This is a genomic window from Pseudomonas sp. P7759 (genome assembly GCF_013386445.1).
Classification (GTDB): Bacteria; Pseudomonadota; Gammaproteobacteria; order Pseudomonadales; family Pseudomonadaceae; genus Aquipseudomonas; species Aquipseudomonas azotoformans_A.
Genome location: NZ_JACART010000006.1, coordinates 20777 through 47440 on the forward strand (window position 1 = coordinate 20777; position 26664 = coordinate 47440).

A 26664-nucleotide genomic window follows, 5' to 3' on the forward strand; every position below is an offset into this window, starting at 1 on the left:
GCCAATCAAGAAGCGATCTCACGGGGAGTCCTGCAATGCCGCACCACCCAATCCAACCCTTGGCCCGCGCCCTGCGCCGTGGCGTGTTTGTCAGCCTGTTGGCGACGGTGCCGATGGTGCCGACGCTGGTCCATGCCGAAGAAAGTACCGAGGCGCAGCGTAGCTACAACATCCCGGCCGGCAGCCTCGACCAGGCACTGAATCGCTTTGCCAGTGCGTCGGGCATTTTGCTGTCGGTCGACGCGACGCTGACCGAAGGCAAGCGCAGTGCGGGCCTGCAAGGGCGCTATGGGGTCGGGTCGGGTCTGGAGCGGCTGCTGGCGGGCAGCGGCCTAATGGCGATGCAATCCCAGGGTGGTTGGTCGTTGCAGGCGGTTTCCAATGGCGGACCTTTGCAACTGGGCGCCACCCAGATCAGCGGCCAGCCAGCCCAGGAAAGTGCCTGGGGCCCGGTGGACGGGATTGTCGCCACCCGCAGTGCGTCCGGCAGCAAGACCGATTCGGCACTGGTGGAAATCCCCCAGACCATCAACGTGATCACCGCCGCCGAGATCAAGGCGCGCGGCGCGCAAAGCGTCACCCAGGCGTTGCTCTACACCCCTGGCATGAGTGCGGGTGGTTTCGCCGACCGCGTGAAGCTGTTCGATGAACCGACCTCGCGCGGCTTCTCACCGACGCCCCTGTACCTCGATGGCCTGCACTTGCCCTACGGCGGTGGCAGCACCGGCGGCGCGTTGCAGATCGAGCCGTATTCCCTGGAACGCATCGAAGTGCTCAAGGGCCCGGCCTCGGTGCTGTACGGGCAGAACCAGCCCGGCGGCATCGTCAACATGGTCAGCAAGCGCCCCAGCGAAACGCCCATCCACCAAGTGGTGCTGGAAGCGGGCACCTACGAGCACAAAAGCGCGGCCATCGACCTGAGCGGTCCCCTGGATGAGCAAGGGCAGTTTCTGTATCGCCTGACCGGCTTGGCCAATGACGGCCAGGACGAAATCAATTACGTCGAAAACAAACGCCAGTTCATCGCCCCCAGCTTTACCTGGCTGCCCGACGACGACACCCGCGTGACGGTGTTCGCCCAGTACCAGAAAGACAAAGGCGTGCCCGAAGCCCAGGGGTTGCCGGCGTCCGGCACGCTGTGGGCCAACCCCAACGGCAAGATCAAGCGCGACCTGTTTATCGGCGAGCCCGGCGTCAACCAGTACAACCGCGAGCAATACGCGCTGGGCTACGAGATTTCCCATCGCTTGAACGACACCTGGACGCTCAAGCAAAACGCGCGTTACGCCGAGGTCGACGACCGCTACACTGCGCCGTTGCACGGCTACCGTTTCGTCGCCAACCCAACCACTGGCGTACAGGATCAACGCTACCTGCAACGCTTCGGTGTGGACTGGGCGCAGAACAACAAAGTGTTTGGCGTGGACAGCATCGCCCAGGCGGAATTTGATACCGGTGCCTTCTCTCATACGATGATCTTCGGTCTGGACTACTACCATTCCAACTCGCAGTTCCACGGCTTGTACGACCGCAATCCGCCGATCATCGACCTGTTCAAGCCGGTCTACGGCCAGCGCCTGAATTTCGGCCAACCGTACCGCTGGGACCGCACCATCACCCAGACCGGCCTTTACGTGCAGGACCAGATCAAGTGGGACAAATGGGCATTGGTACTGGGCGGGCGCTACGACTGGGCCAACGTCGTCAACAAAGAGCCCTTGGCCGACACCCGGTTCGCCAGCAAAGACCAGGCCTTCACGGGCCGTGCGGGCCTGGTGTACCTGTTCGATAACGGCCTGGCGCCGTTTGTCAGCTACACGGAATCCTTCCTGCCGCTGGCCGGCACTGACGCCAATCAGAAGCCCTTCGAGCCGTCCACCGGCAACCAATATGAAGTCGGCGTGAAGTACCAACCGCCTGGGCAGAAGAGTTTCGTGCAGGTCTCGGTCTATCAACTGGATCAGGAAAACGTGCTCACCACCAACCCGGTCGATACCACCTTCAGTACTCAAAGCGGCGCCATGCGTTCACGCGGCGTGGAAGTGGAAGCCAAGGCCGTCCTCAGCGATGCCTGGGATATCGTCGCGTCGGCTTCGCGCAACGACATCAAATACACCAAGGACAACGACGGCCGCGAAGGTCGCCATCCCGCCGGTATCTCACCGCTGACCGCGTCGATGTGGGTCAACTACAGCGTAATCGGCGACACACCGCTAGCCGGTCTCGGCGCAGGCTTGGGCGTGCGTTACGCTCGCCAGAGCCTGGGTGACTACTACGAAGGCGCCTTTAGCGTGCCTTCCTACAGCGTCTACGACGCCAGCCTGAGCTACGACCTGAGCCGCTCGCCGCTGAAACTCAAGGGCGTGAAACTGGCGATGAACGTGCAGAACCTCACCAACAAGACCTATGTGTCGCAGTGCACCAGTGACCTGGATTGCTACTACGGCGAAGGGCGTACGGTGGTGTCGAGCCTGACCTACGACTGGTAGGCAGTCGGTTGTAGGACACGTCCTGATTGAGTCGGGTGTGAACTTTAAACGTCTCGCGAGCGTTAGCTTTTGGCTGGCCACCCTCGCGAGATACGGCCTATGTCTGTCGCTGAAGATCCCTATGCCACACCACGTTCCCGCCTGAGCTGGATGCCGGTTCGCGAACCGGTATTCCTGGTGGTCGCCCCGCGCAAACTCCTCGTCTTGGTGCTGCTGACCCTGGGCGGCTACTTTGCCTACTGGCTCTACCAGCAATGGACGCTGTATCAGCAAGCCAGCGGCAAGACGCTGTGGCCCTGGGTTCGGGTGATGTTTCCGGCGTGCTACTTCTGTTCGCTGATCCTCAGCGTGATGCGAGAACTGGAGCAGGGCGAGTCGGCCTTTTACTGGTGGCCTCGCTGCCTGGCGGCGGCGATCTTTCTGGGAGGGTGCTTGCCGTTCACCGTGCTGTGGCTGTTGTCACCGTTTGTCGCACTGGCTGTCGTTGCATGCATCGCCGTGTTGCAGGTGGCGTTGGCGTTGCAGCTGCAGTGCGCGATCAATCACTTGGAGCAGGATCCCGAGGGAGAGGGAAACGCACGCCTGACGCGCGCCGAATGGCTGGGAGTAGGTGTCGGGCTACTGGGATGGGGGTTGCTTGTGACAGTCTGGGGCGCCGGATAAGAGAACGGCGTTTCAAGGGTTTTGCAAAAACACCACATACCCTCGAAACCACTCGCTCGTTTGCAAATACTTCGGTTCCTCCCACGTCCCGCCTTGAATCAAGCCGATCTTGAACGGCAACCCCAACCGATTCATTCGTGGCAAATACGCCGCGTAATCCGGGATGCTGTGGCGCCCCTGGTACGTCTGCACCACCACTTCATCCACCACGCCCTTGAGCTGGGCGATGGCGGTGGGGTCGGCATTGCTGCTCCAGTCCATCAGGCCCGTGATGCTCAGGCGCAGGTCGGCGGGCAGGCGCTGGCGCAGGTCGCGCAGGAAGTCGGCGTATTCGTGCAGGTACTGGGTGCGGGCGTCGAAGTCGATCTGAATGCCGACCACCGGATTACCTGCATCGCGCCAGCGTTGTACCTGGCCGAACAGTTGGCGGTAGACCGGCTCGGGCCAGTGCAGGGTGTGGGCGCGGTAGACGATCCAGATGTCGCCCTGGGTCAGGCGTGGCACGCTGATGCCTTGGGCGATCATCTGCACGCCGCGCCCTGGCGCGCGGCGCGTGGAGTTGATCTGGCCTTGGAGGATGTACAGGGTTTTCGCCTGCTTGAGCACCGGCTGTGGGGTGATGCCGCTCCACAGCCAGAAAGCGTCATAGTCGCGGGCGTCGACGGCGCCGAAGGCCGGACTCGCCAGCAACAGCAAGCCGAGCCACAGGTGCCTCACCAGTAGTACTGCAGCGATTTGCCCCACTGGGTGTCGGCGTAGCTGGTTTTCAGCTGGCGGAACCAGGCTTTGCGCACAGCCGGCTCCACGTCGACGCCGCCGCAACTGTTGTAGCCCGAAGGCCCGTAGCAATTGATGGCGCGGAACAGTGCGTAGGCCTTGTCATTTTTCGGCGCCTTGGCGTTGCCGATCACCTGTTTGTAGCCATCCAGGCGCGAGAAGGTTTCACCCTTGAAGTCCGATGCACTGCTGCCCAGGCTGCCGGCGGCGCGTGCCTGCTCCAGCGGCATGCCGTCCAGGCCATTGCGCAGGATGAACTCACCCAGGCAGTTCAGGCCCTGTGGGTTCTTGGCATCGGCTTGCAAGGTCGCGGCGATTTGCGTGATGCTCGGGCAGGCGTAGCCGGACTCGGCTTTGTCGCCGTTCCACTGGAACAGTTTCAAGGTCTGGCTGGCGCTGTAGACGTAGCCCAGGCTGGTGCCCAGTTTGTCTTCCGGGGCGGAGGCTGGCAGTTGCTTGAGGTCGTCGGCGAACGTGGCGTACTGGCCGCGCAGCAGGTCTTTGTAGAGCAACACGAATTGCGCGGTCTGGCGCTCCAGCGGGTCGCTGGCCCCGGCGATCTGCTGGCGCAGCAATTCAGGACCGGCGACGTTGCGCAGCAGGATGTAGCGCACCGGCTTGGCGCTGATCGGTGAATCGCTGGCAAACACCTTGGCCAACTGGCCGCTGCGCTCGTAATTCATGGCCAACGCCAGCTCAAGCTGGTCGCGTTGCAACGGCAGTTTCGCCAGTGGTAGCAGTTGCAGCCAGAGCGCTTCGGCGCCTTTCCAGTCTAGCTTGGCTTCCAGGGCCAGGGCGCGCAGGGTCTGCTGGCTGAAGGCGAAGTAATTCAGGCTCGACGGCACGCTCTGGGGCAATTGTTTCAGCGCGGCATCCGGCTGATGCTCGGTATACAGCGCAGACACCGCGAGCAAGTAGTCATACAGCTGCGGCGCGCCGGCGAACGCCGCTTTCTGCTTTTCCAGGTCGGCGCGAGAGAGGGCGGGCTGGTTGCCACCGCGCATCACCATCAGGTCACTGACAAACTGGATCATCGGCGTGCTGACGGTTTCGCTATTGACCATCAACAGCTTGAGGTCGGCTTCCTCCACCAGATCATCCACCGACACATTGCGCTGCGCGTCAGTCGCTTCGGTCATCGCCCAGCCGAAGGCCTCGGCGAGTTTGGTGTTGTCACCGGCCAACCAATAGACGCGACGCAACAGGCCACGGGCGGAGGCCAGGTAGTCGCCCTGTGGATAAGATTTCAGGTAACCGAGGAAGCCTTCTTCGGCATCACTCAGGGCGGACTTATCTACATGCTCGAGCTGCGGCATGCCGTACTCGTCAAAGGCTTCAGCCTGCGCCTGGTTCAAGGAGGTACGTGCGGTCATGTACAGCGCGGTTTCCTTCAGCCAAGGCACCTGGCTGATGCTGGCGGCGGCAAAACCTCGTTCGGCGTCTCCGAAGCGACCGCTGTAGAAGTCGGCGGCGGCTTGCAGGTAGGTACGGAACAGTTGGCCGTCGTGGGACTGGATCTGCTGGGCGTCCACCACCTGGCCTTCCCACGAACAGGCCTTGAGCAGTTGCAAGCGCGCCTTTACCAGCAACTCACGCTCGGCTGCCGGCATGTCGGCCTTGATCACCTGGCTGATAAAGGCCGTGGCGCTGTCATCATCGTTGCTGCGGCAACGGCTGCCCTCGCCAGTCAGGAACGCTTCGCCTGCGCTCTCGTACTCGTCGCGCTGAATGCCCAGGGGCTTGAGCAGCGTGTCGAGTTCGGCGGTGCGCGAGTTGTCCGGCTTGTTGTCGGGCTCATCGTTTGTCGCGGGAATAGGCGCCAGGCGATAGACCGGGAAGGGCACCAGGCCGAAGCCCTGGGACAGATCATCTTCGCTCAGGGCGTTGGGCGTGAGCGGTTCGGCCTTTTTGTCCGCCAGCAGCAGGCGCAGGTTGACGCGACTGTCGTTGCTGGGGCTCAGGAAGGGCACGTTGCTGCAGGAATCGAGGCTGTCACGCGAGACGCGCCAATCGGGGTAACACGAGTCGTCAGAGCTGGCCTGGGCCTGTTGGGTGATGCCGGCAAGCAGTGCCAGTGCCAGAGGTGACAGAAAACCGATGCGCATGACGTGTCCTTGATCCTGAGTCCTTGGAGGGGGGCAATAATAGCGTGTTCCTACGGTTGCTTCGGAGAAGCCCTGCACAAATTGCTGATTTGTCTGATTCCAGCAGCCAGCCTGGATCTTTTGTCCTAGAGTGGCGATGTTTGCGCTTGGGCAATCAGGGGAATCGAGGTGCGTCGGTCTGTGGTAGAGCAAAACGAAAAGGTCGGGACGTTACCCGCACTCAGTCGCCTCAGTTGGGAAGGTGCCGGCTGGATCAGTCGTCTCTGGTGGGTGCCGATCCTGGCGCTGGCCATGGCCCTGCGGTTTTACAACCTGACGTCGGCGGCGATTTGGGGCGACGAGGGCTCTAGCCTGCTGCTCAGCGAATATGCCCTGGGCGACCTGTGGTTCCACGCCGCGCACGACGTGCACCCGCCGCTGTATTTTTTCCTGCTGCGCGGCTGGATCGAACTGTTCGGCGACAGCATCTGGTCGATTCGCGGCATGAGTGCCATTCCCGGTGTCATCGCCGTGGGCCTGGGCGTTTGGCTCACGCGGCAACTGTCCACCCGCCGTGCGGCGGTGCTGGCGGGGATCCTGCTCGCGCTGTTGCCGACGGCGGTGCGCTACAGCCAGGAAGTGCGCATGTATTCGCTGCTGGGCGTGTGGCTGCTGGGCGCCACGCTGGCGCTGGTGTACTGGGTGCGCCAACCCGAGCGCACGCGGTATCTGGCGGTGTATGTCGTCTTGATGACGGCCGGTTTCTACACCCATTATTTCACTGCACTGTGCGTGTTGGTGCACTGGGCCTATCTGGGTGTGTTGGCTGGCACGATGCCGCGTGACCAGCGGCTTATCACACGCCCGGCCTGGTGGGTGGCCAACGCCACGATTGTGTTGCTGTACCTGCCGTGGCTGCCGAACCTGCTGGACCTGGTGCAGCATGTGGAACAGCTCAAGGTGGGTGGTGATATTGGCTGGGAAGAGCCGGTCAGCCTGTTCTCCCTGCCGTCGATGATCTGGCAGTTTGTGCTTCAAGATGAAGGTGTCGGTTTCTGGTCGCCGCTGTTCTGGCTGTTCCCGTTGCTGCTGGTGGCTGTCGTCGTTGCCACCGCTTGGTGTGACCGTGAGCGTTATCGGCCGGCCAGCCTGTTGGCGCTGTTTTTCCTGTTGCCACTGCTGTTGGTCTACGGGGTGTCATTTATTTCCCCGGTGTTTATCGAACGTTACCTGACGGTGTATGCCCTGGGTTTGCCGATCCTGCTGGCCATGGCCATCGATCGTCTGCCATCGCGGTTTTCATTGCTGGGGGCGGCGCTGTTCGTGCTGTTTGTCGGCGTGGAACTGGTGGGGTTGAAAAACAATTTCACCGTGGATGAGCACGACCAATTCAACGTGCCGGTGGAGTTCGTCAACCGCAATTACCAGGAAGACGACCGCATCGTCCTCAGCGACATGATGTGGTACCTCAGCTACGTGTATTACGACCAGACCGACGCCCAGTTGCAGCTCTACACACCGCCCAAACCCGACGGCACGCCCACCCGGCCGAATGCCTACGGCTTTGGCACGTTGGTGGACCAGGACGGCGGGCGCATCTACCTCGACCACCTGTCGGCACTCCCCGCCGAGACCCGTCGCGTGTGGCTGATCAGCAGCAACGAAGCCCCCGACGATTTCGCCCCGCTGCCCGAAGGCTGGCGCGAACTCAGTCGCCAGGATGGCGGCGGCGCGCGTGCGCGGTTGTTCGTGCTGTGCAACGTACCGTCGGCACAACCCGAGGGCTGCCGCTAGACTGGGTTGATACTTTTCTATCAGGAGCCCGCCATGGAATCGCCCGTGCATAGCTTGCCGTCATTGTTCAAACAGCTGGGTTTGCCGGATGACCCGGTGAGTATCGAGAAGTTTGCGGCGGTTCACTCGCCGCTCAAGCCGGAGCTGAAACTGGCGGATGCGTTTTTCTGGACGGACAGCCAGAAGGCGTTTTTACGCGAGGAGATTCTGGAGGATGCGGATTGGGCTGAGGTGGTGGATGAGCTGAATTTGATGTTGCGGGGTGGGCGAGGGGTGTAAAAAAAACTTTGCTGAAACACGATAATGTAAAAAAAAATGGTGAGAGGTAAAAAAAACTGGGCTTTAATCGCTCAAGTGAATTTTTTCTGGGGAAGCTCACCTTGGCGACAGTCGGATATGCCTATCTCTGCGAATCGCTGGATTTAAAGGTCATCCCGCCTCAGCGCGTCGCGATGATTAAACCCGTGACCAGAATCACCTTGATCGGCAACTGCCTGGCGGTTCCGCATGCCGTCGCACCTGCGCAACATGCCCTGTTTGAGCACGTGCTGTTCGCACTCAAGCATGAGGGTGTGAATCTCGCCATACTTGCCCAGGTTTTTGAACGTCTTGGTCCGGAGCCATTTTTGGCCGGTTTGGCGGAGTCCCCCCATGGCGCCTTTATCCGTAAAGCCTGCTATTTGTGGGAAGGATTTACCGGGCGAGCGCTTGATTACGCACTACCTGTTCGGGGGCGTGTTGTTGCCTTGTTTGATCCCGAGCGCTATGTGACTGGCCCAAGCATCCGCAACAGTCGTTGGCGAATTGATTTTAATGGCCTGGGCTCTCTGCATTACTGCGCGACGGTGGAGAGAACGCCTGAGTTAGAGGCGTTGTTGGCGCTTGATGTGTTGGGTCACGCCAGATCTTTCATGGCAACCCTGCCTCCAGAAATGATGGACCGCGCGATCCAGTGGGCCTATCTCCACGAAACTCGCGATTCATTTGCTATCGAAAAAGAACAACCCAGTGAAGAAAAATCCCGACGCTTTGTCCAGCTTTTACGCCAGGCTCACGAAGGGCGGCTGCTGACAGAGGACTACTTGGTCGAGCTGCAAAACAGCACCGTCTCCAACCCGTTCGACAAAGCCGTCGCATTCCGCCATGAACAAAACCACCTGCACAACGGCCTGCGTGGTGCAGCGGGTGTCAGCTATGTGCCGCCTGCTGCGGCGCTCTGTCAGGACCTGATGGAAGAATTGATGGCGTTCGCCAACCAGCCTGTGAGAGAGGTTGATCCATTGGTGGCGGCTGCCGTCACGGCTTTCGGCTTTGTGTTCCTGCATCCGTTCATGGACGGTAATGGGCGCCTGTCTCGCTTCCTGATCCACCAAACACTCTGCCACTACGGCGCGCTGGAGAACGGGCTGTTGTTGCCTGTTTCCGTTGCGATGAAGCACGAAGAGGCGGGCTATCTGGAGGCGCTCAAGGCGTTCTCCCAACCCAGGCGGGAATTCTGGAGCGTGACTTGGCTGGATGGCGATGAAATGGCCTTCGAGTTCATCGGCCACCCGTCGATTTACCGCTACTGGGACGCCACCCGCTGTGTCGAATTCACCCTGCAAATGGCTCGACGCGCATTGGAGGTGGAACTGCGTGAAGAAACCGAATTCCTCGACCGCTACGACCGCGTGATCAAGGCCGTGAACCAGCGTTATGACGTGCGCGGCAGTGATCTGTCGAAGCTGGTGATGATGTGCCTGGACAACGAGGGCAAGGTTTCGAAACATCGGCGCAAGCAGTTTCAGTACAGCGTGGCGGAGGAGGTGTTTGAGTTTATCGAGGAGGAGGCGGGACGGGTAAACGAGGATGAAAGTGCTCAGCCGCCGTTCGCTTGAGGCATCAATGGGGTGCGCCACTTTCTGGAGGCCACTGGCGAGCGGTATGCACCAGAGCCACAATCCTCACCACGTTTGGCTCAAGTTGATAAACGAGCCGGTAACTCGGATGGGGAATGACCTCGCGCGTTCCAGAGATTCGACCTGAGGGGCCAATTTCCGGGTTTTGGGCCAAGCCAGCTGCTGCGATACTAAAACGCCGGTCCATGTCGGCAGCGGCCTGCGGGTTTTTATCGAATAGAAAATCCCAGATTTCTCGACGATCCTGCCCGGCCTCGGGCGTCCAGGTAACCCTCACTCCAGGTTATCTACTTGAGCGCGCCTCGCTGCAAATTCGGCCTCCAGGTCTTCGTTGGAAATCTCTCGGCCTGCCCGAATGGACGCGCGTGAGGCATCTACTTTGCGTTGTAAGAATTCGTCATATTCCCGTGTCTCCTGTTGAGACTGCACAAACTGACGCATCATTTCGCGCACGATTTGCGACGCCGGGCGATGCGAGGCTTCGCACTCTGCCATGAATTGGTCGCGCAACTCTGATTCCAGTTTCATAGTGAAGACGGCTAATTTGGTCACAGTTGAGGCCTCGAAATGGTATGTACAAAGTATATACATCGTAATTACCAATAGAAGTGAGGTCAGGCAGGAGGCGACTAACGGTTTAGAACATTTCGGCCGATTGCACCCTCGTCGCTTCTCATCAAAATCCGGCACCCGCGCCCAAACCCGCTTTACTTACCCCTACCGCCCACCACCCATCCGCTAAATTGTTTCAAAACTTGACGCATTTGGATCCATCCACCATATTGATAGTTAGCAAACTAACTGTATGCGAACTATCCAGTGCCTCAATCCCTCGAACAAATCCAGATGAACCTCAGCAGCAGCATGGTGGTGGGTGCCCGTAACTGGCGCAAAATCTGCCAGACCACGCTGGTGAGCTATGGCATCTCCGAAGCCTGCGCCGTGCCGTTGTTGATGATCGGCCGCTTGGGCGATGGTGTGCATCAGGTCAAGGTCGCCCAGGCGTCGGGAATGGAAAGCCCGTCGCTGGTGCGCTTGCTCGACCGCCTGTGCACCGACGGTTATGTGTGCCGCACCGAAGACGTGCATGACCGTCGCGCAAAGGCGTTGAGCCTGACCGAGCGCGGCCGCGAGCTGGTGCAAGCGGTGGAAGTGCAACTGGTGCGCCTGCGTAAGGAAGTGCTGGCCGATATTCCCCACAGCGATATGGAAGCCGCGCTGCGTGTGCTGCGCGCCTTCGAGGCGGCCTCGCTTTGAACGGATTTTTTACCGGTTTCCCGCCCGCCCGTGATTGGTTCTACGGGGTGCGTACCTTTGCGGCCTCGATGATCGCGTTGTACATCGCCATGCTCATGCAAATGCCGCGTCCGTACTGGGCGATGGCCACGGTGTATATCGTTTCCAGCCCGTTTGTCGGCCCTACCAGTTCCAAAGCGTTGTACCGCGCCATCGGCACGTTCATGGGCGCGGCGGCGGCGGTGATTTTTGTGCCGATGTTTGTACAGTCACCTTACATGCTGGTGGTGGTGATTGCCTTGTGGACGGGCACGCTGTTGTTTCTGTCCATGCACCTGCGCACCGCCAACAACTACGCGCTGATGCTGGCCGGGTACACCTTGCCGCTGATCGCCTTGCCGGTGGTGGATAATCCGCTGGCGGTGTGGGATGTGGCCGAGGCGCGCACCGAAGAAATCTTCCTGGGTATCGCAGTGGCAGCGGTGGTCGGCGCGATGTTCTGGCCGCGCCGCCTGATGCCGGTGTTCGATGGCTCGGTGGCCAAGTGGTTTGCCGACGCTCAGGTCTATAGCCAACGCTTTCTGACGCGCAACGTTGAGCCTGAAGAAATCAGCACCCTGCGCGGCGGCATGGTGGCCACTTTCAACACCCTTGAATTGATGATCGGCCAGTTGCCCCATGAAGGCGCGCGGCCGCAGACGGTGCGCAACACCAAGGAACTGCGCGGGCGCATGATTCACCTGTTGCCGGTCATCGATGCGCTGGATGATGCCGTGTACGCCATCGAGCATCGCGCACCGGAGTTTCTTGATCAGCTCAAGCCTTTGTTGGAAGAGGCCAACGCCTGGCTGGAAAGCACCACCGAGCAAGCGCCCCTGGAACGCTGGCGCGTGCTGCGCGACAAGGTCGACGCCGCTCAACCCCAGGGCGAAGCGCTGGACGACCGGCACACGCTGCTGTTCTCCAACGCGCTCTACCGCCTCGCAGAGTGGATCGACCTGTGGCAAGACTGCCGCAGCCTGCAAGCCGCCATCCAGTGCGAAAGCCAGGATACCTGGCGCGCCGTCTACCGCCATTGGCGCCTGGGCCGGCTCACGCCGTTCCTCGACCGTGGCCTGATGTTCTACTCGGCCTTTTCGACGGTCACCGCGATCATCGTTGCCTCGGTGCTGTGGATCCTGCTCGGTTGGACCGACGGCGGCAGCGCGGTGATCCTGGCCGCCGTCGCCTGCAGTTTCTTTGCCTCGATGGACGACCCGGCGCCGCAGATCTACCGGTTCTTTTTCTGGACCGCCATGTCAGTGCTGTTCGCCAGTCTCTACCTGTTTTTGGTGCTGCCCAACCTGCATGATTTCCCGATGCTGGTGCTGGCGTTCGCCGTGCCGTTTATCTGCATTGGCACGCTCACCGTGCAGCCGCGTTTTTACCTGGGTATGTTGCTGACGCTGGTGAACACCTCGTCGTTCATCAGCATCCAGGGCGCCTATGACGCCGACTTCCTCAACTTCGCCAACGTCAACCTGGCGGGGCCGGTGGGCCTGCTGTTTGCCTTTGTGTGGACGCTGATCGCGCGGCCCTTCGGCGCAGAACTCGCGGCCAAGCGCCTGACCCGTTTCAGCTGGCGCGACATCGTCAGCCTCACCGAGCCCGCGACCCTGGCCGAACACCGGCACATGGCCGCGCAGATGCTCGACCGCCTGATGCAGCATCTGCCGCGCCTGGCCTTGATCAATCAGGACACCGGCACCGCCCTGCGCGATTTGCGCGTGGCGCTGAACCTGCTTGATCTGCTCGCCTATTCGCCGCGCATCCTCGGCGTGCCACGGGTGCTGCTCAACCAAGTCGTCGAAGGTGTGGGCGGTTACTTCAAGGCGTGCCTCAAGGCCGGTGAACGCTTGCCCGCGCCGAGCGGTCTGCTGATGACCCTGGACCGCACGCGCCGCGCCCTCAACGGTCAGGGCCTGCAAGACGAAGACGACACCCGCCTGCATCTGCTGCATGCGCTGGCGGGCTTGCGCCTGTCGCTGCTGCCGGGCGTGGAATTTATTGGCGGCACCGAGATGGAAGCGCCGCTACCTGATGGAGCGCCTTTATGATCGGTGATCTGGATATCAGCGGGGTGTTCCTGCCCACGCTGCTGGTGCTGATGGGCATTACGTACGTGCTGTTCCTGGTGGTGCACGGGTTGTTGACCCGTCTCCACTTCTATCGCCTGGTCTGGCACCGGGCATTATTCAATGTGGGGCTCTACGCGCTGTTGCTGGGCGCGGTGGACTCACTCAGTCGATACCTGATGACATGAAAAAACCTTTTTTGACCATCGGCCGTGTAGTCCTCACGCTGTTGATCGTGACGTTTGCGGTCGTCGTGGTGTGGCGCATGGTCATGTACTACATGTTTGCCCCGTGGACCCGTGACGGCCACATTCGTGCCGACATCGTGCAGATCGCGCCGGACGTGTCCGGGCTGATCCAGCGCGTGGACGTACGCGACAACCAGTTGGTGACCAAGGGCCAAGTGCTCTTTGCCGTCGACCAGGACCGCTTCAAGCTGGCGTTGCGCCAAGCCCAGGCTGCGGTGGCCGACCGCCAGGAAACCCTGGCCCAGGCCCAGCGCGAGTACAAACGTAACCGCGGTCTCGGCAACCTGGTGCCCAGCGAGCAACTGGAAGAAAGCCAGTCCCGCGTGGCCCGTGCCCAATCGGCCCTGGCCGAAGCCCAAGTGACGGTGGATTCCGCCCAGCTCAACCTTGACCGCTCCGTGATCCGCAGCCCCGTGGACGGTTACGTCAACGACCGGGCGCCGCGTACCCAGGAATTCGTCACCGCCGGGCGCCCGGTGTTGTCGGTGGTGGACAGCAACTCCTTCCATATCGATGGTTATTTCGAAGAGACCAAGCTCGACGGCATCCACGTCGGCATGGCGGTGGACATCCGTGTGATTGGTGACAACGCCCGCCTGCGCGGCCATGTGCAAAGCATCGTTGCCGGTATCGAAGACCGCGACCGCAGCAGCGGCTCCAACCTGCTGCCCAACGTCAACCCGGCGTTCAGCTGGGTACGCCTGGCCCAGCGGATTCCGGTGCGCATCGCCTTTGATGATGTGCCGGCGGACTTCCGCATGATCGCCGGGCGTACGGCCACCGTCTCGATCATCGGCGATAAGGTCAAAGACGGAGACCAGCCATGAAGCAGCTGTTGGCCACCGCCGCGCTGGGTTTGCTGCTGTCGGCCTGCCAGGCGGTGGGCCCGGATTACTCGCTGCCGGATAAAGCCGCGGTCAATCGTGGCGACCTGCAAGGGACGATCGCGGGTGAGGGCAACAACGTGGTGTCGGCGCCGGTGCCGGTGGATTGGTGGCGGTTGTACAAGGACCCGCGCCTGGATGAGCTGGTGCGTCAGGCGATGGCCTCCAACACGGATCTGCGCGTCGCCGCCGCCAACCTGCAACGCTCGCGGTACCAGGTGCAGCAGGCCGAATCCGCTGGCGGCTGGAGTGCCGGCGCCAAGGCCGAGGCCCAACGCCTGCAGGAATCGGGCGAGGCATTTTTGCTTGCGGACAAGGTGCCGGTCGCCAATATCGGCAGTGTCGGTATCAGCACCTCCTATCAGTTCGACCTGTTCGGCACCCTGCAACGCGGCATCGAAAGCGCCCAGGCCAGTGCCGACGCCGCGCAAGCTGCGGCGGATATCGCGCGTATCACCCTGGTGGCCGACGTGGTGCGTTCCTACACCCAGGTGTGCGCCGCCAATGAAGAAAAGGCCATCGCCCAGCATTCGCTCGACCTGCAAGCCGAAGGCACACGCCTGACCCAGCGCCTGCGTGACGCCGGCCGTGGCGACGAAACCCAGGTCACCCGTTCGCAAACCCAATTCAAGTCCTTGCGCGCCGATATGCCGCGTTATGACGCCGCGCGCCAGGCCGGGCTGTTTCGCTTGTCGATGTTGCTGGCCAAACCGGTGGACCAATTGCCCGCCGGCACCAGCAGCTGCGCCGAGTTACCGCATATCGCCCAATTGTTGCCGGTGGGGGATGGCGCCGCCTTGCTCAAGCGCCGTCCCGATGTGCGCCAGGCCGAGCGCCAACTGGCCGCTGCTACGGCGCGGATCGGCGTGGCCACCGGCGCGTTGTACCCAGACATCAGCATCGGCGCCACGGTCGGTACGGTGGGTATCCTCGACAACCTTGGCGAGCCCGCCACCAACCGCTGGGGCTTTGGCCCGCTGATCAGTTGGACGGTGCCGACCAACGGCGCCCGAGCCCGTATCCATGAAGCCGAAGCCGCGACCCAGGGTGCCCTGGCGCACTTCGATGGGGTGGTGCTCAACGCCATTCGTGAGACCCAGACCGGGCTGGCGCAATACACCGCGTTGCTGCAACGGCGCGATGCGCTGGCCGAAGCCGAAGCTTCGTCGGAAGAAGCCGCCGACCAAACACACCGCTTCTACCAGGCGGGCCGCGCTTCGTTCCTGGCCGATCTGCAAGCCACCGGCACCCACACCAGCATGCGCGCCCAACTGGCCGCCGCCAACACACAGGTTGCCATGAGCCAGATCGATCTGTTCCTGGCCCTGGGCGGCGGTTGGGAAAGCGGACGAACGCAACCTGCGCCGGCCAGCAAACCCTGAGCAAATAGCTATGCTTTGACAGGCGGATCGCCGTGACGATTCGCCTGACACTGCTCGCGTTTGCTCATGGGGATTCCAATAATGAAAAACCCTTATGCTCCCGCTTTCTGGTGCGTGCTCTTCGCACTGGTGCTGTTATCGGCTGCTTATTTCTACGGCGTCATGCTGGCTCACCAACTCGATAAGGCGATGGTGTTTCTCGACAGCGCCTGCCTGGTGATCGGCACCCTGTCCATCGGCGTCGTGGCCTGGGCCTCCTACCAGAACCAGCGGGTGAAGAAAAAACTCCTCGAACAAGGCAAGACCCGCGTGGCGATCTGGGACACCAAGGTCGCGTTGCGCAGGGTCGAGACCGTGTTCGACCGCTACTTCTGGGGCAGCTACTGGCAACCGGGTCGCACCTTCCAGGAAGTCATGGGCGACCTGACCGGCACGCCCCTGGAAAAAAGCCTCGAAGTCCTGAAGAAACAGTGCGTGGCACTCGATCAGCAAGTCGCGGACGGTAGGCACTGGCTGAATAACGCGCGGGAATTGTCCGACGTGGCCACGCAAATGGCCCGCGAGCGCTACCAACTGGATTTCTGCGACCCCAAGGCCGACACCCCCGGCAATGCCGTGATACACCGCGAGTTTGAGGTGCTGGTGTACACCTGGACGGCACGCCTGAAGAGTTTCGACCACCAGTTGGATGAAATTGAGCTGGAGTATTCCTGAACTAGTGCTGATCTGATCCCTCTGAAAAGCTGGGCCGTTCGCGGCCGCCAGTGCTAATCTTCCCCCGTTTTCGGCGGGCTTGAGCCAATCCCCCTCGGGGTTCAAGGAAGACAGCCCACTTCTCACAGGATTTGATCAGGTCACTTCATGAATAAGCCAGCCGTAGTTCTTTTGGGTTTCGTTGTCGCCGTCGGCGTCGTCAGTGCAGGCGGTGCCTGGTACACCGGTAAGCAGCTGGAACCGGTGCTGCAAACGGCGGTGCAGGACGCCAACAAGGAACTGCAACGTTCCATGGCCGGCGTCGACGGCACCGTTGCCCTGGAGCTGGTGTCCCTGGACCGTGGCCTGTTCAGCAGCACCGCGCACTATCGCCTCAAGGGCCAGGGCTCGTTCTTCGGCGAGCAGAACCCGAACCCCGAGCTGCTGTTTGTCGACCATATCGAACACGGCCCGTTGCCGTTCTCGCGCCTGGTGTCGCTGAAGTGGCTGCCGGTCATGGCCACCAGTCACTATGAGCTGGAAAAAAACGCCACCACCGAAAAATGGTTCGCCGCCGCCAAAGACGTGTCGCCGCTCAAAGGCGTGGCCAATATCGGCTACAGCCGTTCGGTCACCGGCAACCTCGAATTGCTGCCGCTGGAGTTCAAGGACGAGACTTCCTCGGTAAGCTTCTCCGGTCTGAACCTGGATTTCGACAGCACCGCCGAAGGCAAGAAGGTCAAGGTGGATGGCTACATGAATAGCCTCAAGCTGGACGTAGTCGATGCCAATGGCGCGCCATTCAACGCCGAGCTCGCCGGCCTGACCGTGGCCAGCAACCTGGAAAAATCCACCTTCGGCTTCTACACCGGGCAGAACACCGTAGAACTGAGCGATACCAAGCTCACCTTCGGCCCGCAGAAAGCCGTGCTGACCCTCAAGGGCTTCGAGCAGAAAGACACCAGCGAAATCACGGACAACAACATGTCCGGCCGTGTCGACTACAAGATCGACGAGATTGGCTACCAGGGCAAACCCGTGGGCTCTGCCGCCATGGCCCTGAGCTTGAAGAACATCGACGTACCGTCTGGCCTGGTGCTGACCAAGCTGTATCAGGACAAGATGCAGCCGGTGCAAGCCGCTGCCGCCGCCGGCCAACCGGTGCCTGAGCTGCAACTGACTGAAGCCGAGCAGACCCTGGCAGAAGCCAACGTCAATCAGTTGCTGGCCGCCAAGCCGCATCTGGCGCTGGAAAACCTGTCGCTGAAAACCACCCACGGCGAAAGCAAATTCAACCTGGTGCTGGACCTGGCCAAGCCAACCTCCATGGAACTGCCTCCGGTTGAGTTGGGCAAGCAAATGGTCTCGTTGCTGGACGCCAATCTGACCCTGTCCAAGCCAATGATCGCTGACGTTGCCGCCCTGCAAGCGCAGGTCGGTGGTGTGACCGATCCTAAAGCCATCGAGCAGCAATCCCAGATGGCCAGCGAGATGGTCAGCGGTATGGCCGTGGGTACGCAACTGGCAACCCTGGTCGGCAGCGACGTCGTGTCCAAGCTGCACTATGCCAACAATGAAGTGACCTTCAATGGCCAGAAAATGACCGTCGAGCAATTCATCGGTTTTGTGATGGCCAAGGTCGGTGCGGTCAGCGGCGCGCAGTAACGGTTTCGCCATCGCCCAGAAATAATTAATGGGGGAGCGGGGTTGCCCGCGATAGGGGTCAAAAGGTCGACGTTCATGTCGATTAGCCACCCTTCATCGCAGGCAAGCCCGCTCCCCCATTGGTATTTCAGATTTGCCGGGCAATTCTGAACAATTGTTATGAGTTGTCCTTTTTCATAGGCGCGTCGGAGATAGTTCATACAGGAAAGCTAGGTCGGGTCACGAGACGCCGACGCCCTGATGCAAATTGCTCAGGACCACCTATCGTTACAGCTTTCCGTGTGTAAGGAAGCTCACGATATGCTGCGAAACCTCCCACTCAGTGCCTCAGGCCGGTTACGGCTGCTCATCGGGGTAACCTTGTGCAGCCAGTTGCTGATGCCCACCTTTGCCATGGCCGACCCGGCTTATGACGCCCTGATCATCCAGGCGCGCAACGGCAACTTCACCCCCGCCCTGACTCAACTGCGCCAATTGCCTGCCGAGCGCCAGACGCCAGGCCAGATCAGTGATCACCTGGTGATCGCCGGTTGGGCCGGCCAGGATGCGGAGGTGCTCAAGGTGTACGAGGCACAGGGTCAGAACCGCAACCTGACCGCCCAGGCGCTGGCCACGGTCGCGCGGACTTATCGCAACCAAAAGCAGTGGGCACAGGCCGAGGCGGTCTATCGCAAGGCGCTGTTGCGTGAGCCGAACAATGTCGACCTGCAACTGGGCCTGGCCCTTACCCAGGCTGACGGCGGCAAAGCCAGCGAAGCGGTGCAACGCGCTCGCGCGCTGGTGGCTGCCAAACCGGATGATCCGAATCGACGCATGGCCCTGGGCTATGCACTGACCCGCGCGGGCTTGCAGTACGACGCGCTGCACGAATTCGACCAGGCGTTTGTCCGCGCAGGCGACAAGCCGGAAGTAGCCCGCGAATACGTCGTTGCCTTGCAAAAGGCGCGTCTGCCCGAGCCTGCACTGCGCCTGTCCGCCCAGCGTCCCGGCCTTGTCGATCCGGTGACCCAACGTCGCCTGGAAGGTGACCTGGCCGCCGAGCGCGTGCGCATGGCCGAGTTCGCCACGCGTACCGAGAAAGAACGCTATGTCATCGCCGATCGCGCGTTGCAGGGTTATGACCAGCTCCTCACCCGCTGGACCCCGGACCCCACGGCCAAAGACGACGTGGTGCGCTGGCGCATCGACCGCCTGGGTGCGCTCAAGGCTCGGGCACGCACCGCCGAGGTGATCCGCGAATACGAAACCCTCCAGGCCGAAGGTGTGCAGTTGCCCACCTATGCAGTGCGTTGGGTGGCCGCGTCCTACCTCGACCAGCGCCTGCCGGAAAAGGCTGCGCCGTTGTATCGCCAAGCGCTGAGCGCGCCCGACGCGGACGTGGGCGATCGCGTTGAAGACAGCACCGCTTTGTTCTACGCCTTGCTCGAAAACGACCAGGTGGATGAAGCGCGGGCGGTTGCCAAGAACCTGGCCGACAACCAGAAACCGCGTGTTGAACTCAAGGGGCTGCCGATCGGCAACCCTAACGATGAATGGATGGACGCCCAACAATTGGCCGCCCAGGCCGGCACCTATGGTTCCGATCTGCCGTCCAGTGAGAAGGCGCTTGAAGATCTGGTCGGCAAGGCGCCTGGCAGCATCGGTCTGCGCCTGGCGCAAGCCGAGATGTACCGCGCCCGCGACTGGCCACGCCGCGCCGAGCGTTCACTCAAGGAAACCGAAGCGCAAAGTCCGCGTGACATCGGTCTGGAGATGTCCCAAGGCTTCACGGCGTTGGACCTTCAGGAATGGCGTCAACTCGACATCCTCACCGACGACGTAGTGGCCCGTAACCCGGACAACCGCCAGGTGCAGCGCTTGCAACGCCTGCGCGATGTACACGACATGGCCGAGCTGCGGGTCGAGGCCTACACCGGCAAAAGCTTCGGCGGCGGCAACAACGGCGATGCCGGTGCCGTCTCGGGTAGTCGCGACTGGGGCATTGAAAGCCGCATCTACACGCCGCCCATCGATGAGGATTGGCGCGTGTTCGCCGGTGCCGGCTATGCCACTGCCGACTTTGAAGAGGGCACTGGCCATCACCGTTGGCAAGTGGTCGGCGTAGAGCGCCGGACCCGCGACATGACCATTGAAGCCGAGGTCTCCAACCACTCCTACGGCGATGGCTCCAAACAAGGCGCCGCCGTGTCGATTGCCCGCGACATCAACGATAACTGGCAGTACGGCGGTAGCCTCGGCTACCTGCTGTCCACCACGCCATTACGGGCATTGAATGACGGGATCACGGCCAACGGCGGCAGCGGTTTCATCCGCTGGCGCGGCAACGAAAGCCGCGAGTGGAAACTGACCCTCAGCCCCTCCCATTTCAGTGACGGCAACGACCGCTTCGAAGCGTTGCTCAGCGGCCGCGAAGGCCTCTACAGCTCGCCGAAAGTGCAAGTGGACCTGGGCCTGGAAGTCGGCGCCAGCCGCAACAGCAAGGAAGACACGGTCTACTTCAACCCGAAGTCAGACTTCACCGTGTTGCCTGTGCTCAATATCAACCATGTGCTCTATCACCGCTACGAGACCCAGTGGAGTCAGCAGTTCCAGGTCGGTGCGGGTACGTATAGCCAGCAGGATTATTCCACCGGTGGCATTGGTCTGGTGGGCTACGGCCAACGCTATCGCTGGAACGATGTGCTGGAAGCCGGCGCCAACCTGAGCCTGATCAGCCGACCTTACGACGGTGATCGCGAACGCGATCTGCGTCTGCTCGTCGACCTCACTTACCGTTTCTAAAAGAGCCTGACCATGACCGTCCTCAGCCGTTGCTTGTTGATTCTGGGCGTAATGCTGGCCAGTGCCTGTGCCCAGCAACCCGCGCCTTTCACTCCACCCGCCGAGCGGCCGACACCGGCCAACGAAGCGCCGTGGCCGAAAAACCATTTCCTGGGCATTGCCTACCACGACGTCGAGGATCGCGACCCCGATCAGGCGGTGGTGGCGGTGCGCACCGAGCGTTTGATCGAGCAGTTGGCCTGGCTGCGCGAGAACGGCTACAAGGCGGTCAGCGTCGACCAGATCCTGGCGGCCCGCAACGGTGGGCCTGAGTTGCCGCCCAAAGCGATCATGCTCAGTTTCGACGATGGCTATTCCAGCTTCTATACCCGCGTAATGCCGATCCTGCGTGCCTATCGCTGGCCGGCCCTGCTGGCGCCGGTGGGCTACTGGATCGACACGCCGATGAACCAACCGGTGGACTTCGCCGGCCAGCCACGGCCGCGTGGCGAGTTCCTGACCTGGCAGCAGATCCGCGAAGTGTCCCAGTCGGGCCTGGTGGAAATTGCCGCGCACACCGACAACAACCACAAGGGCATCCTGGCCAACCCCCAGGGCAACCTGGAGCCGGCAGCGACCTCGCTGCGTTTTGATCCGGCCACCGGGCGTTATGAAAGCCAGGCGCAATTCGATGCGCGGATGCGTGCCGATGTGGTCGCAATCTCCAACAAGATCCAAAGCGTCACCGGCAAGAAACCACGGGTGTGGGTATGGCCTTACGGTGCCGCCAAAGGCACCTCGCTGGCGATCATTGGCGAGCAGGGTTACCAGATGGCCCTGACGCTGGAAGATGGCCTCGACAGCTCCAGTGACCTGATGAACAGCCCACGCTTCCTGGTGGCCTCCGATCCGGATGGCGAGCATTTCGCCAACAGCATGGTCGCGGTACAAACCAAGGCGCCGATGCGCGTGTTGCATGTGGACCTGGATAACGTCTACGACCCGGACCCGGCTCAACAGGCACGCAACCTCGACCAGCTTGTGCAACGGGTGGTGGACATGGGCGCGGGCACCGTGTTCCTGCAAGCCTTCGCCGACCCCAAGGGTGACGGCCTGGTGCATTCGGTGTACTTCCCCAACCGCCACTTGCCGGTACGCGCCGACCTGTTCAACCGCGTCTCCTGGCAATTGCACACCCGTGCCCATGCCAGCGTGTATGCGTGGATGCCGGTGCTCAGTTTCGCCCTTGATCCCAAGCTGCCACGCGTAACGCGTTGGGACCCGGAAACCGGCCAGGTCGGCCTCGACCCAGACCAGTACAAACGCCTGTCGCCGTTCGACCCGCAGGTGCGCAAGATCATCGGTGAGATCTATGAGGACCTGGCGCGCAACAATGCCATCGACGGCGTGCTGTACCACGACGATGCGGTGTTCAACGATTTCGAAGATGCCAGCCCCGCCGCGCTCAAGGCCTATGCCGCTGCGGGCCTGCCGGGCACGATCGAGGCGCTGCGTGCCGACCCTGCCGTGATGCAACGCTGGACGCGCTTCAAGATCCGCTACCTGATCGACTTCACCAAGGAACTGACCGCCAAGGTTCGCGCCATCGGTGGGCCGCAAATACTGACCGCGCGCAATATCTTCGCCGAGCCGATGCTTAACCCCGGCAGCGAAGCCTGGTTTGCGCAGAACCTGGATGATTTCCTGCAGACCTACGACTGGACCGCGCCCATGGCCATGCCGTTGATGGAAGGCCAGGAGTACAGCAACTCCAATGTCTGGCTGGAGAAGCTGGTCGCCACGGTCAAGGCACGCCCCGGTGCCATGGGGCGCACGGTGTTCGAACTGCAAGCCAAAGACTGGCGCACCAAGGCCGCGCCGGATATCGACAGCGCGCAGATGGCTGAATGGATGGGTGTACTCAAGCGCCAGGGGGTCACGAGTTTTGGCTACTACCCGGACAACTTCCTGGAAAACTCCCCGGACCTGAAGACTGTGCGTCCGGCCCTTTCCAACCAATGGAACCCTTGACCATGTTCGATAGAATCCTGGCTTTATTCGTGCTGGCATTGGTATTGGGTGTGCCCCTGGGCCTGATCTTCCTGGTCACCGGGCAGTTCCTGATGGACTTTGTGTTTTTCTACCCGCTGTTCATGTCGGCGCTGTGGATCGCAGGCGGCCTGTATTTCTGGCTGCACTGGGAGCGCCACTGGCCCTGGAAAGAAGATACCCCGGCCCCCGAGCTGGCCGGCAGCCCACTGATCTCGATCATCATCCCTTGCTACAACGAAGGGGATAACGCCGCCGACACCATGCATGCCGCACTGGGTCAGGTGTATCCGAACATCGAAGTGATCGCGGTCAACGACGGCTCGACAGACAACACCGCCGCAGTGCTCGATGCGTTGGCACTGGAGCACCCGCGTCTGCGCGTGCTGCACCTGGCGCAGAACCAGGGCAAGGCAGTGGCCTTGCGCATGGGCGCCGTGGCGGCACGCAGTGAATACCTGGTGTGCATCGATGGCGATGCGTTGCTGGATAAAAACGCGGCGGCCTATATGGTGGCGCCGATGCTGGATAACCCGCGCCTGGGGGCGGTGACCGGCAACCCGCGTATCCGCACACGCTCGACCCTGATCGGCCGCGTGCAGGTCGGTGAGTTCTCTTCGATCATCGGCTTGATCAAGCGCACGCAACGGGTGTTTGGTCGGATCTTCACGGTGTCGGGGGTGGTGGTCGCGTTCCGTAAAAAGGCGCTGGACCGCATCGATTACTGGAGTACCGACATGATCACCGAGGACATCGATGTCAGTTGGAAGCTGCAACTCGATCACTGGAGCATCTTCTACGAGCCCCGTGCTCTGTGCTGGATCCTGATGCCCGAGACGGTCGGCGGCCTGTGGAAGCAACGCTTGCGTTGGGCCCAGGGTGGCGCTGAGGTGCTGTTCAAGAATATCCGGGGTATCTGGCAATGGCGTCATCGCTACCTGTGGCCGCTGTTGTTCGAATACTGCCTGTCCACCGGTTGGGCGTTTACCTTCCTGTTGTCGGTGATCTTCTACGTGCTGGGCAAGTTCATGGTGTTGCCACCGGCGATCACGGTGGACTCCCTGGTTCCGCCCGCGTTTACCGGCCTGGTACTGGCCATGGTGTGCCTGTTGCAGTTCGCGGTGAGCATCATGATCGACCGCCGCTACGAGAAGGATCTGTGGAAGACCCTGTTCTGGACCGTGTGGTACCCGATGGTGTTCTGGCTGGTCAGCCTGTTCACCACCCTGGTCAGCTTCCCCAAGGTGCTGTTCAACCAGCACCAGAAGCGGGCGCGCTGGGTCAGCCCGGATCGCGGCATCAAACCTACTGAAGAGGAGGCGTGATCATGAAACTGGTGAGAACCCGCCAACGTAAGGTGATGTGGATCATCGATGTGCTGCTGACCCTGATGGCCTGGGCCGGTTTGATCTGGCTGCTGGCCCGTGGGATCAACTCGATGCTGGAGACCCACGGTGGGCCGCGTATCCAGGCGCCGATCTTTGCTGCACTCAATACCTTGCAGGTGTACCTGTGGATTGCGTTGTTCAACGCCGTGATCCTGGTCACCTGGGCGCGCTACCAGCAACGTAAAGGGCGCAAGTTTGCCCAGCGTCGCGCCGAGGCCAAGGCGCTCACCGACAAGAACCTGAGCGAGAGCTTCAGTCTGGGCGAAGGTGACTTGGAGCAACTGCGTCGGCCTGGGGTGCTGGTGATCCACAACGATGAGGAAGGCGGTGTGGCGCAGGTCAAATCCCATGTTTCCCGTGATGTGGAAAAACCCGGGCTGACCCTGGTGCCCGGCAAGGACCAGAGCAAAGACGCCAGCTGAGACGGTGCTGGAAGATCGTTCCCATGCAACGTGGGAACGATCCGGTTTAATCCCGACAAATGGGATCCAATTCACAAAACCTTCGCGAACTTTTCTGCTTTTTCCGGTACTAACCTATCTCGGTAATAACTTGATGGCCAACTAATGGCAATTTATAAGTTATCCGACGAATCGCGATCAATAGTGCTGCCGCTTGTCGGAATAATATTTCCAGTGACAGGCCATGTATCTTTTTGATTATTTTTTGTTGTTATTAATCAACAGCTTGCATGATTAGCTAGTACAAGTGTCCAACTAACTGTTCTTTTTGAGTTGGCGCAAGTTCGATGTTAGTTTGCCGGCCCTTGATTTTCGATGGATCGAACATGTCTTCGTTACTGCCACGGACTCGGTATCTGCTGTGCACTTTCCTGCTCGCCTATTTGAGCCTGAACAGCGCCACGGCCGCTCCTACGCCAGGGGATCAAGACCTGATCCGCGACCGCCAGAACCGTCTCCTCGAAGAGCAGCGCCGGCGCTTGGAAGAACTTCAGGACCTGCCCGGCAAAGACGCCAAGCCCCCAGCCCCGGCGCTGCCGGCGGATACCCGTTGCTTTCCCATTCAGGACATTGAACTCAAGGGCGCTGACAGCCTTTCCGCAACTGACCGCACACGCCTACTCAAACCCTACATCGGCCAGTGCCTGGGCGTGGCGCAGCTTAATGAGTTGCTCAAGGTCATCACCGACTATTACATCGCCAAGGGCCGGGTCACCAGTCGCGCGTACTTGCCGCAACAGGACCTCTCCAGCGGTCATCTGCAAGTGCTGGTGGTCGAAGGCAAACTCGAAGGCTTGAAGGGCGCCGAGGGCAGCAGTGTGACCGATCGCGAATTGGCCATGGCGTTTCCTGGCAAGGTAGGCGAAGCACTCAACCTGCGCGAAGTCGAACAACTGGTGGACCAACTCAGCCGGTTGCCCTCCAAGCAGGCGCAGATGGAACTAACCCCTGGCAGCCAAATCGGCGGCAGTGAAGTACGGGTCAAGAACACGCCACAAAAGCCCTGGCGCGCCAGCCTGTCACGCAACAACGACGGCCAGAAAAGTACCGGCGAACAGCAATGGGGCGCGGGCCTGGAATGGGACAGCCCGTTAGGCCTGGCCGATCAGCTGATTCTGCGCGGTGGCCACGATGCCATGAGCGACCACCAGAAAACCTCGAAAAGCAGCATGTTCTATTACAACCTGCCGTGGGGCTGGTGGAACTTCAGCTACAGCTACAGCGAGAGTGAATACCGCACCTTCGGCAGGGTCGATGACTTCAAGTTCAAGCAGAACGGCGACAGCCAGAACCACCAACTGCGCGCCGAACGCGTGATCCATCGTGACGATGTGAGCAAGACCTCGGTCAACGTCGGCCTGACGCACCTGCGCACCAACAACTACGTGCTCGACGCACGCCTGCCGACCAGCAGCAACCGCCTCAGCGAGTTCCAGGTCGGCCTCACCCACGGGCGGCGTATCGGCAATGCCTTCGTCAACCTGGATGTGGGCATGCAAAACGGTATCGGCGCGTTTGACGCGCAAAGCAATCGGCAAGAGCGAGACGCCCAGGGCAACCTCACGGCGACGCCGCGCTATCGCAAATACACCGCCACCATGAGCTACCTGCAGCCCTTTACGTTGTGGGGCGAGTCGTTGAGTTTTTCCAGTCTTGCCACCGGGCAACGCAGTGAAGACGTCCTGTATTCACCGCAACGCATGAGCCTGGGGGGCTCCTACTCGGTGCGCGGTTTCAAGGACCAGCAACTGAACGGCGACAGCGGTGGCTACTGGCGCAACGAAGTGCGCTGGGCGCGACCGGTCACCCTGGACTGGATGCGTCCGGCCTTCGCCGAATACGGCGCCAGCGTCGGTTATGACCAGGGCGTGATTCGCAACGATCGCTACAACGATGACGAGCACGGGCGGGTATCGAGCAATTCCGTCGAGCTGTTCGCCCGCGGCAAATACGTCAGCACCAGCGTGACGTTTGCCCATTCCCTGGAACGACCTGGGGTGGTGACCGAGCGCGAAGCGCCGATCTATTTCCGCCTGGATTTGTTCCTGTAATTCAACGCCGCTGCCTTGAGATTTAAGA

At 61.1% G+C, this 26664-nt stretch carries 21 protein-coding genes; 17 read left to right on the plus strand and 4 right to left on the minus strand.

From position 1 onward, the window contains the following. Positions 1-35: 35 nt before the first annotated feature. Positions 36-2489, plus strand: a complete 2454-nt coding sequence (locus tag HX823_RS06030) for a TonB-dependent siderophore receptor (protein WP_177074390.1) — start codon at positions 36-38, stop codon at positions 2487-2489. 99 nt (positions 2490-2588) lie between these two features. Next, a complete protein-coding gene (locus tag HX823_RS06035) occupies positions 2589-3152 on the plus strand; it encodes a hypothetical protein (protein ID WP_177074391.1) in 564 nt (187 codons plus the stop codon). 12 nt (positions 3153-3164) lie between these two features. On the opposite strand, the gene HX823_RS06040 is transcribed toward HX823_RS06035, so the two are convergent. Beyond that, entirely contained in the window at positions 3165-3869 is a 705-nt protein-coding gene (locus HX823_RS06040; RefSeq protein WP_177074392.1) for a DUF3142 domain-containing protein, read from the minus strand. Beyond that, positions 3866-6034, minus strand: coding sequence for an outer membrane assembly lipoprotein YfiO (locus tag HX823_RS06045; RefSeq protein WP_177074393.1), 2169 nt, complete (start codon positions 6032-6034; stop codon positions 3866-3868). Before HX823_RS06045 ends, HX823_RS06040 begins: the two co-directional genes overlap by 4 nt. A gap of 168 nt (positions 6035-6202) precedes the next feature. Here HX823_RS06045 and HX823_RS06050 point away from each other — a divergent pair, with 168 nt between their 5' ends. The 3 genes from HX823_RS06050 to HX823_RS06060 all read left to right on the plus strand — a co-directional run bounded on the left by HX823_RS06050 (position 6203) and on the right by HX823_RS06060 (position 9684). Next, positions 6203-7807, plus strand: coding sequence for a glycosyltransferase family 39 protein (locus HX823_RS06050; RefSeq protein ID WP_177074394.1), 1605 nt, complete (start codon positions 6203-6205; stop codon positions 7805-7807). Positions 7808-7840: 33 nt separating this feature from the next. After that, positions 7841-8086, plus strand: coding sequence for a DUF2789 domain-containing protein (locus HX823_RS06055; RefSeq protein ID WP_038842421.1), 246 nt, complete (start codon positions 7841-7843; stop codon positions 8084-8086). Positions 8087-8187: 101 nt separating this feature from the next. Next, positions 8188-9684 (plus strand): Fic family protein, encoded by a 1497-nt coding sequence (locus tag HX823_RS06060; protein WP_177074395.1) that lies wholly within the window; start codon positions 8188-8190, stop codon positions 9682-9684. A gap of 4 nt (positions 9685-9688) precedes the next feature. Here HX823_RS06060 and HX823_RS06065 read toward each other — a convergent pair whose 3' ends face one another. Further along, positions 9689-9982, minus strand: a complete 294-nt coding sequence (locus HX823_RS06065; RefSeq protein ID WP_177074396.1) for a type II toxin-antitoxin system RelE/ParE family toxin — start codon at positions 9980-9982, stop codon at positions 9689-9691. Further along, positions 9979-10257, minus strand: a complete 279-nt coding sequence (locus tag HX823_RS06070; protein WP_033900182.1) for a hypothetical protein — start codon at positions 10255-10257, stop codon at positions 9979-9981. Before HX823_RS06070 ends, HX823_RS06065 begins: the two co-directional genes overlap by 4 nt. A gap of 294 nt (positions 10258-10551) precedes the next feature. Here HX823_RS06070 and HX823_RS06075 point away from each other — a divergent pair, with 294 nt between their 5' ends. The 12 genes from HX823_RS06075 (at position 10552) to HX823_RS06130 (ending at position 26636) form a co-directional block, all read left to right on the plus strand. Beyond that, a complete protein-coding gene (locus HX823_RS06075; protein ID WP_033900120.1) occupies positions 10552-10962 on the plus strand; it encodes a MarR family winged helix-turn-helix transcriptional regulator in 411 nt (136 codons plus the stop codon). After that, positions 10959-13037 carry an FUSC family protein gene (locus HX823_RS06080; RefSeq protein WP_038842427.1) on the plus strand — a complete coding sequence of 693 codons (2079 nt, stop codon included), beginning with the start codon at positions 10959-10961 and terminating at the stop codon, positions 13035-13037. Before HX823_RS06075 ends, HX823_RS06080 begins: the two co-directional genes overlap by 4 nt. Continuing rightward, entirely contained in the window at positions 13034-13243 is a 210-nt protein-coding gene (locus HX823_RS06085; RefSeq protein WP_010214247.1) for a DUF1656 domain-containing protein, read from the plus strand. Before HX823_RS06080 ends, HX823_RS06085 begins: the two co-directional genes overlap by 4 nt. Continuing rightward, positions 13240-14130, plus strand: a complete 891-nt coding sequence (locus tag HX823_RS06090) for an efflux RND transporter periplasmic adaptor subunit (protein ID WP_038842430.1) — start codon at positions 13240-13242, stop codon at positions 14128-14130. The genes HX823_RS06085 and HX823_RS06090 overlap by 4 nt, the downstream gene beginning before the upstream one ends. Further along, the gene (locus HX823_RS06095; protein WP_177074397.1) at positions 14127-15569 is read left to right on the plus strand and encodes an efflux transporter outer membrane subunit; all 1443 of its coding nucleotides are present in this window, start codon (positions 14127-14129) and stop codon (positions 15567-15569) included. Before HX823_RS06090 ends, HX823_RS06095 begins: the two co-directional genes overlap by 4 nt. 81 nt (positions 15570-15650) lie before the next feature. Then, positions 15651-16283 carry a hypothetical protein gene (locus HX823_RS06100; protein ID WP_033900124.1) on the plus strand — a complete coding sequence of 211 codons (633 nt, stop codon included), beginning with the start codon at positions 15651-15653 and terminating at the stop codon, positions 16281-16283. Positions 16284-16430: 147 nt separating this feature from the next. Beyond that, positions 16431-17927: a YdgA family protein gene (locus HX823_RS06105; RefSeq protein ID WP_038842436.1), complete on the plus strand. Its 1497-nt coding sequence runs from the start codon at positions 16431-16433 to the stop codon at positions 17925-17927. Positions 17928-18227: 300 nt separating this feature from the next. Next, positions 18228-20708 (plus strand): poly-beta-1,6 N-acetyl-D-glucosamine export porin PgaA, encoded by a 2481-nt coding sequence (gene pgaA, locus HX823_RS06110; RefSeq protein ID WP_177074398.1) that lies wholly within the window; start codon positions 18228-18230, stop codon positions 20706-20708. 12 nt (positions 20709-20720) lie between these two features. Beyond that, positions 20721-22718 carry a poly-beta-1,6-N-acetyl-D-glucosamine N-deacetylase PgaB gene (pgaB, locus tag HX823_RS06115; RefSeq protein WP_177074399.1) on the plus strand — a complete coding sequence of 666 codons (1998 nt, stop codon included), beginning with the start codon at positions 20721-20723 and terminating at the stop codon, positions 22716-22718. 2 nt (positions 22719-22720) lie between these two features. Continuing rightward, positions 22721-24061 (plus strand): poly-beta-1,6-N-acetyl-D-glucosamine synthase, encoded by a 1341-nt coding sequence (gene pgaC, locus HX823_RS06120; protein ID WP_038842442.1) that lies wholly within the window; start codon positions 22721-22723, stop codon positions 24059-24061. Positions 24062-24063: 2 nt separating this feature from the next. Next, a complete protein-coding gene (gene pgaD / locus HX823_RS06125; protein ID WP_038842444.1) occupies positions 24064-24546 on the plus strand; it encodes a poly-beta-1,6-N-acetyl-D-glucosamine biosynthesis protein PgaD in 483 nt (160 codons plus the stop codon). 365 nt (positions 24547-24911) lie between these two features. Then, positions 24912-26636 (plus strand): ShlB/FhaC/HecB family hemolysin secretion/activation protein, encoded by a 1725-nt coding sequence (locus tag HX823_RS06130; protein ID WP_038842446.1) that lies wholly within the window; start codon positions 24912-24914, stop codon positions 26634-26636. Positions 26637-26664 lie beyond the last annotated feature (28 nt).

Excerpts from the sequence above, each read along its gene's own strand:
- HX823_RS06030 (WP_177074390.1), top strand. The coding sequence starts at position 36 with ATGCCGCACCACCCAATCCAACCCTTGGCCCGCGCCCTGCGCCGTGGC.
- HX823_RS06035 (WP_177074391.1), top strand. The coding sequence starts at position 2,589 with ATGTCTGTCGCTGAAGATCCCTATGCCACACCACGTTCCCGCCTGAGC.
- HX823_RS06045 (WP_177074393.1), bottom strand. The coding sequence starts at position 6,034 with ATGCGCATCGGTTTTCTGTCACCTCTGGCACTGGCACTGCTTGCCGGC.
- HX823_RS06055 (WP_038842421.1), top strand. The coding sequence starts at position 7,841 with ATGGAATCGCCCGTGCATAGCTTGCCGTCATTGTTCAAACAGCTGGGT.
- HX823_RS06075 (WP_033900120.1), top strand. The coding sequence starts at position 10,552 with ATGAACCTCAGCAGCAGCATGGTGGTGGGTGCCCGTAACTGGCGCAAA.
- HX823_RS06085 (WP_010214247.1), top strand. The coding sequence starts at position 13,034 with ATGATCGGTGATCTGGATATCAGCGGGGTGTTCCTGCCCACGCTGCTG.
- HX823_RS06090 (WP_038842430.1), top strand. The coding sequence starts at position 13,240 with ATGAAAAAACCTTTTTTGACCATCGGCCGTGTAGTCCTCACGCTGTTG.
- HX823_RS06095 (WP_177074397.1), top strand. The coding sequence starts at position 14,127 with ATGAAGCAGCTGTTGGCCACCGCCGCGCTGGGTTTGCTGCTGTCGGCC.
- HX823_RS06100 (WP_033900124.1), top strand. The coding sequence starts at position 15,651 with ATGAAAAACCCTTATGCTCCCGCTTTCTGGTGCGTGCTCTTCGCACTG.
- HX823_RS06105 (WP_038842436.1), top strand. The coding sequence starts at position 16,431 with ATGAATAAGCCAGCCGTAGTTCTTTTGGGTTTCGTTGTCGCCGTCGGC.
- pgaA (WP_177074398.1), top strand. The coding sequence starts at position 18,228 with ATGCTGCGAAACCTCCCACTCAGTGCCTCAGGCCGGTTACGGCTGCTC.
- pgaB (WP_177074399.1), top strand. The coding sequence starts at position 20,721 with ATGACCGTCCTCAGCCGTTGCTTGTTGATTCTGGGCGTAATGCTGGCC.
- pgaC (WP_038842442.1), top strand. The coding sequence starts at position 22,721 with ATGTTCGATAGAATCCTGGCTTTATTCGTGCTGGCATTGGTATTGGGT.
- pgaD (WP_038842444.1), top strand. The coding sequence starts at position 24,064 with ATGAAACTGGTGAGAACCCGCCAACGTAAGGTGATGTGGATCATCGAT.
- HX823_RS06130 (WP_038842446.1), top strand. The coding sequence starts at position 24,912 with ATGTCTTCGTTACTGCCACGGACTCGGTATCTGCTGTGCACTTTCCTG.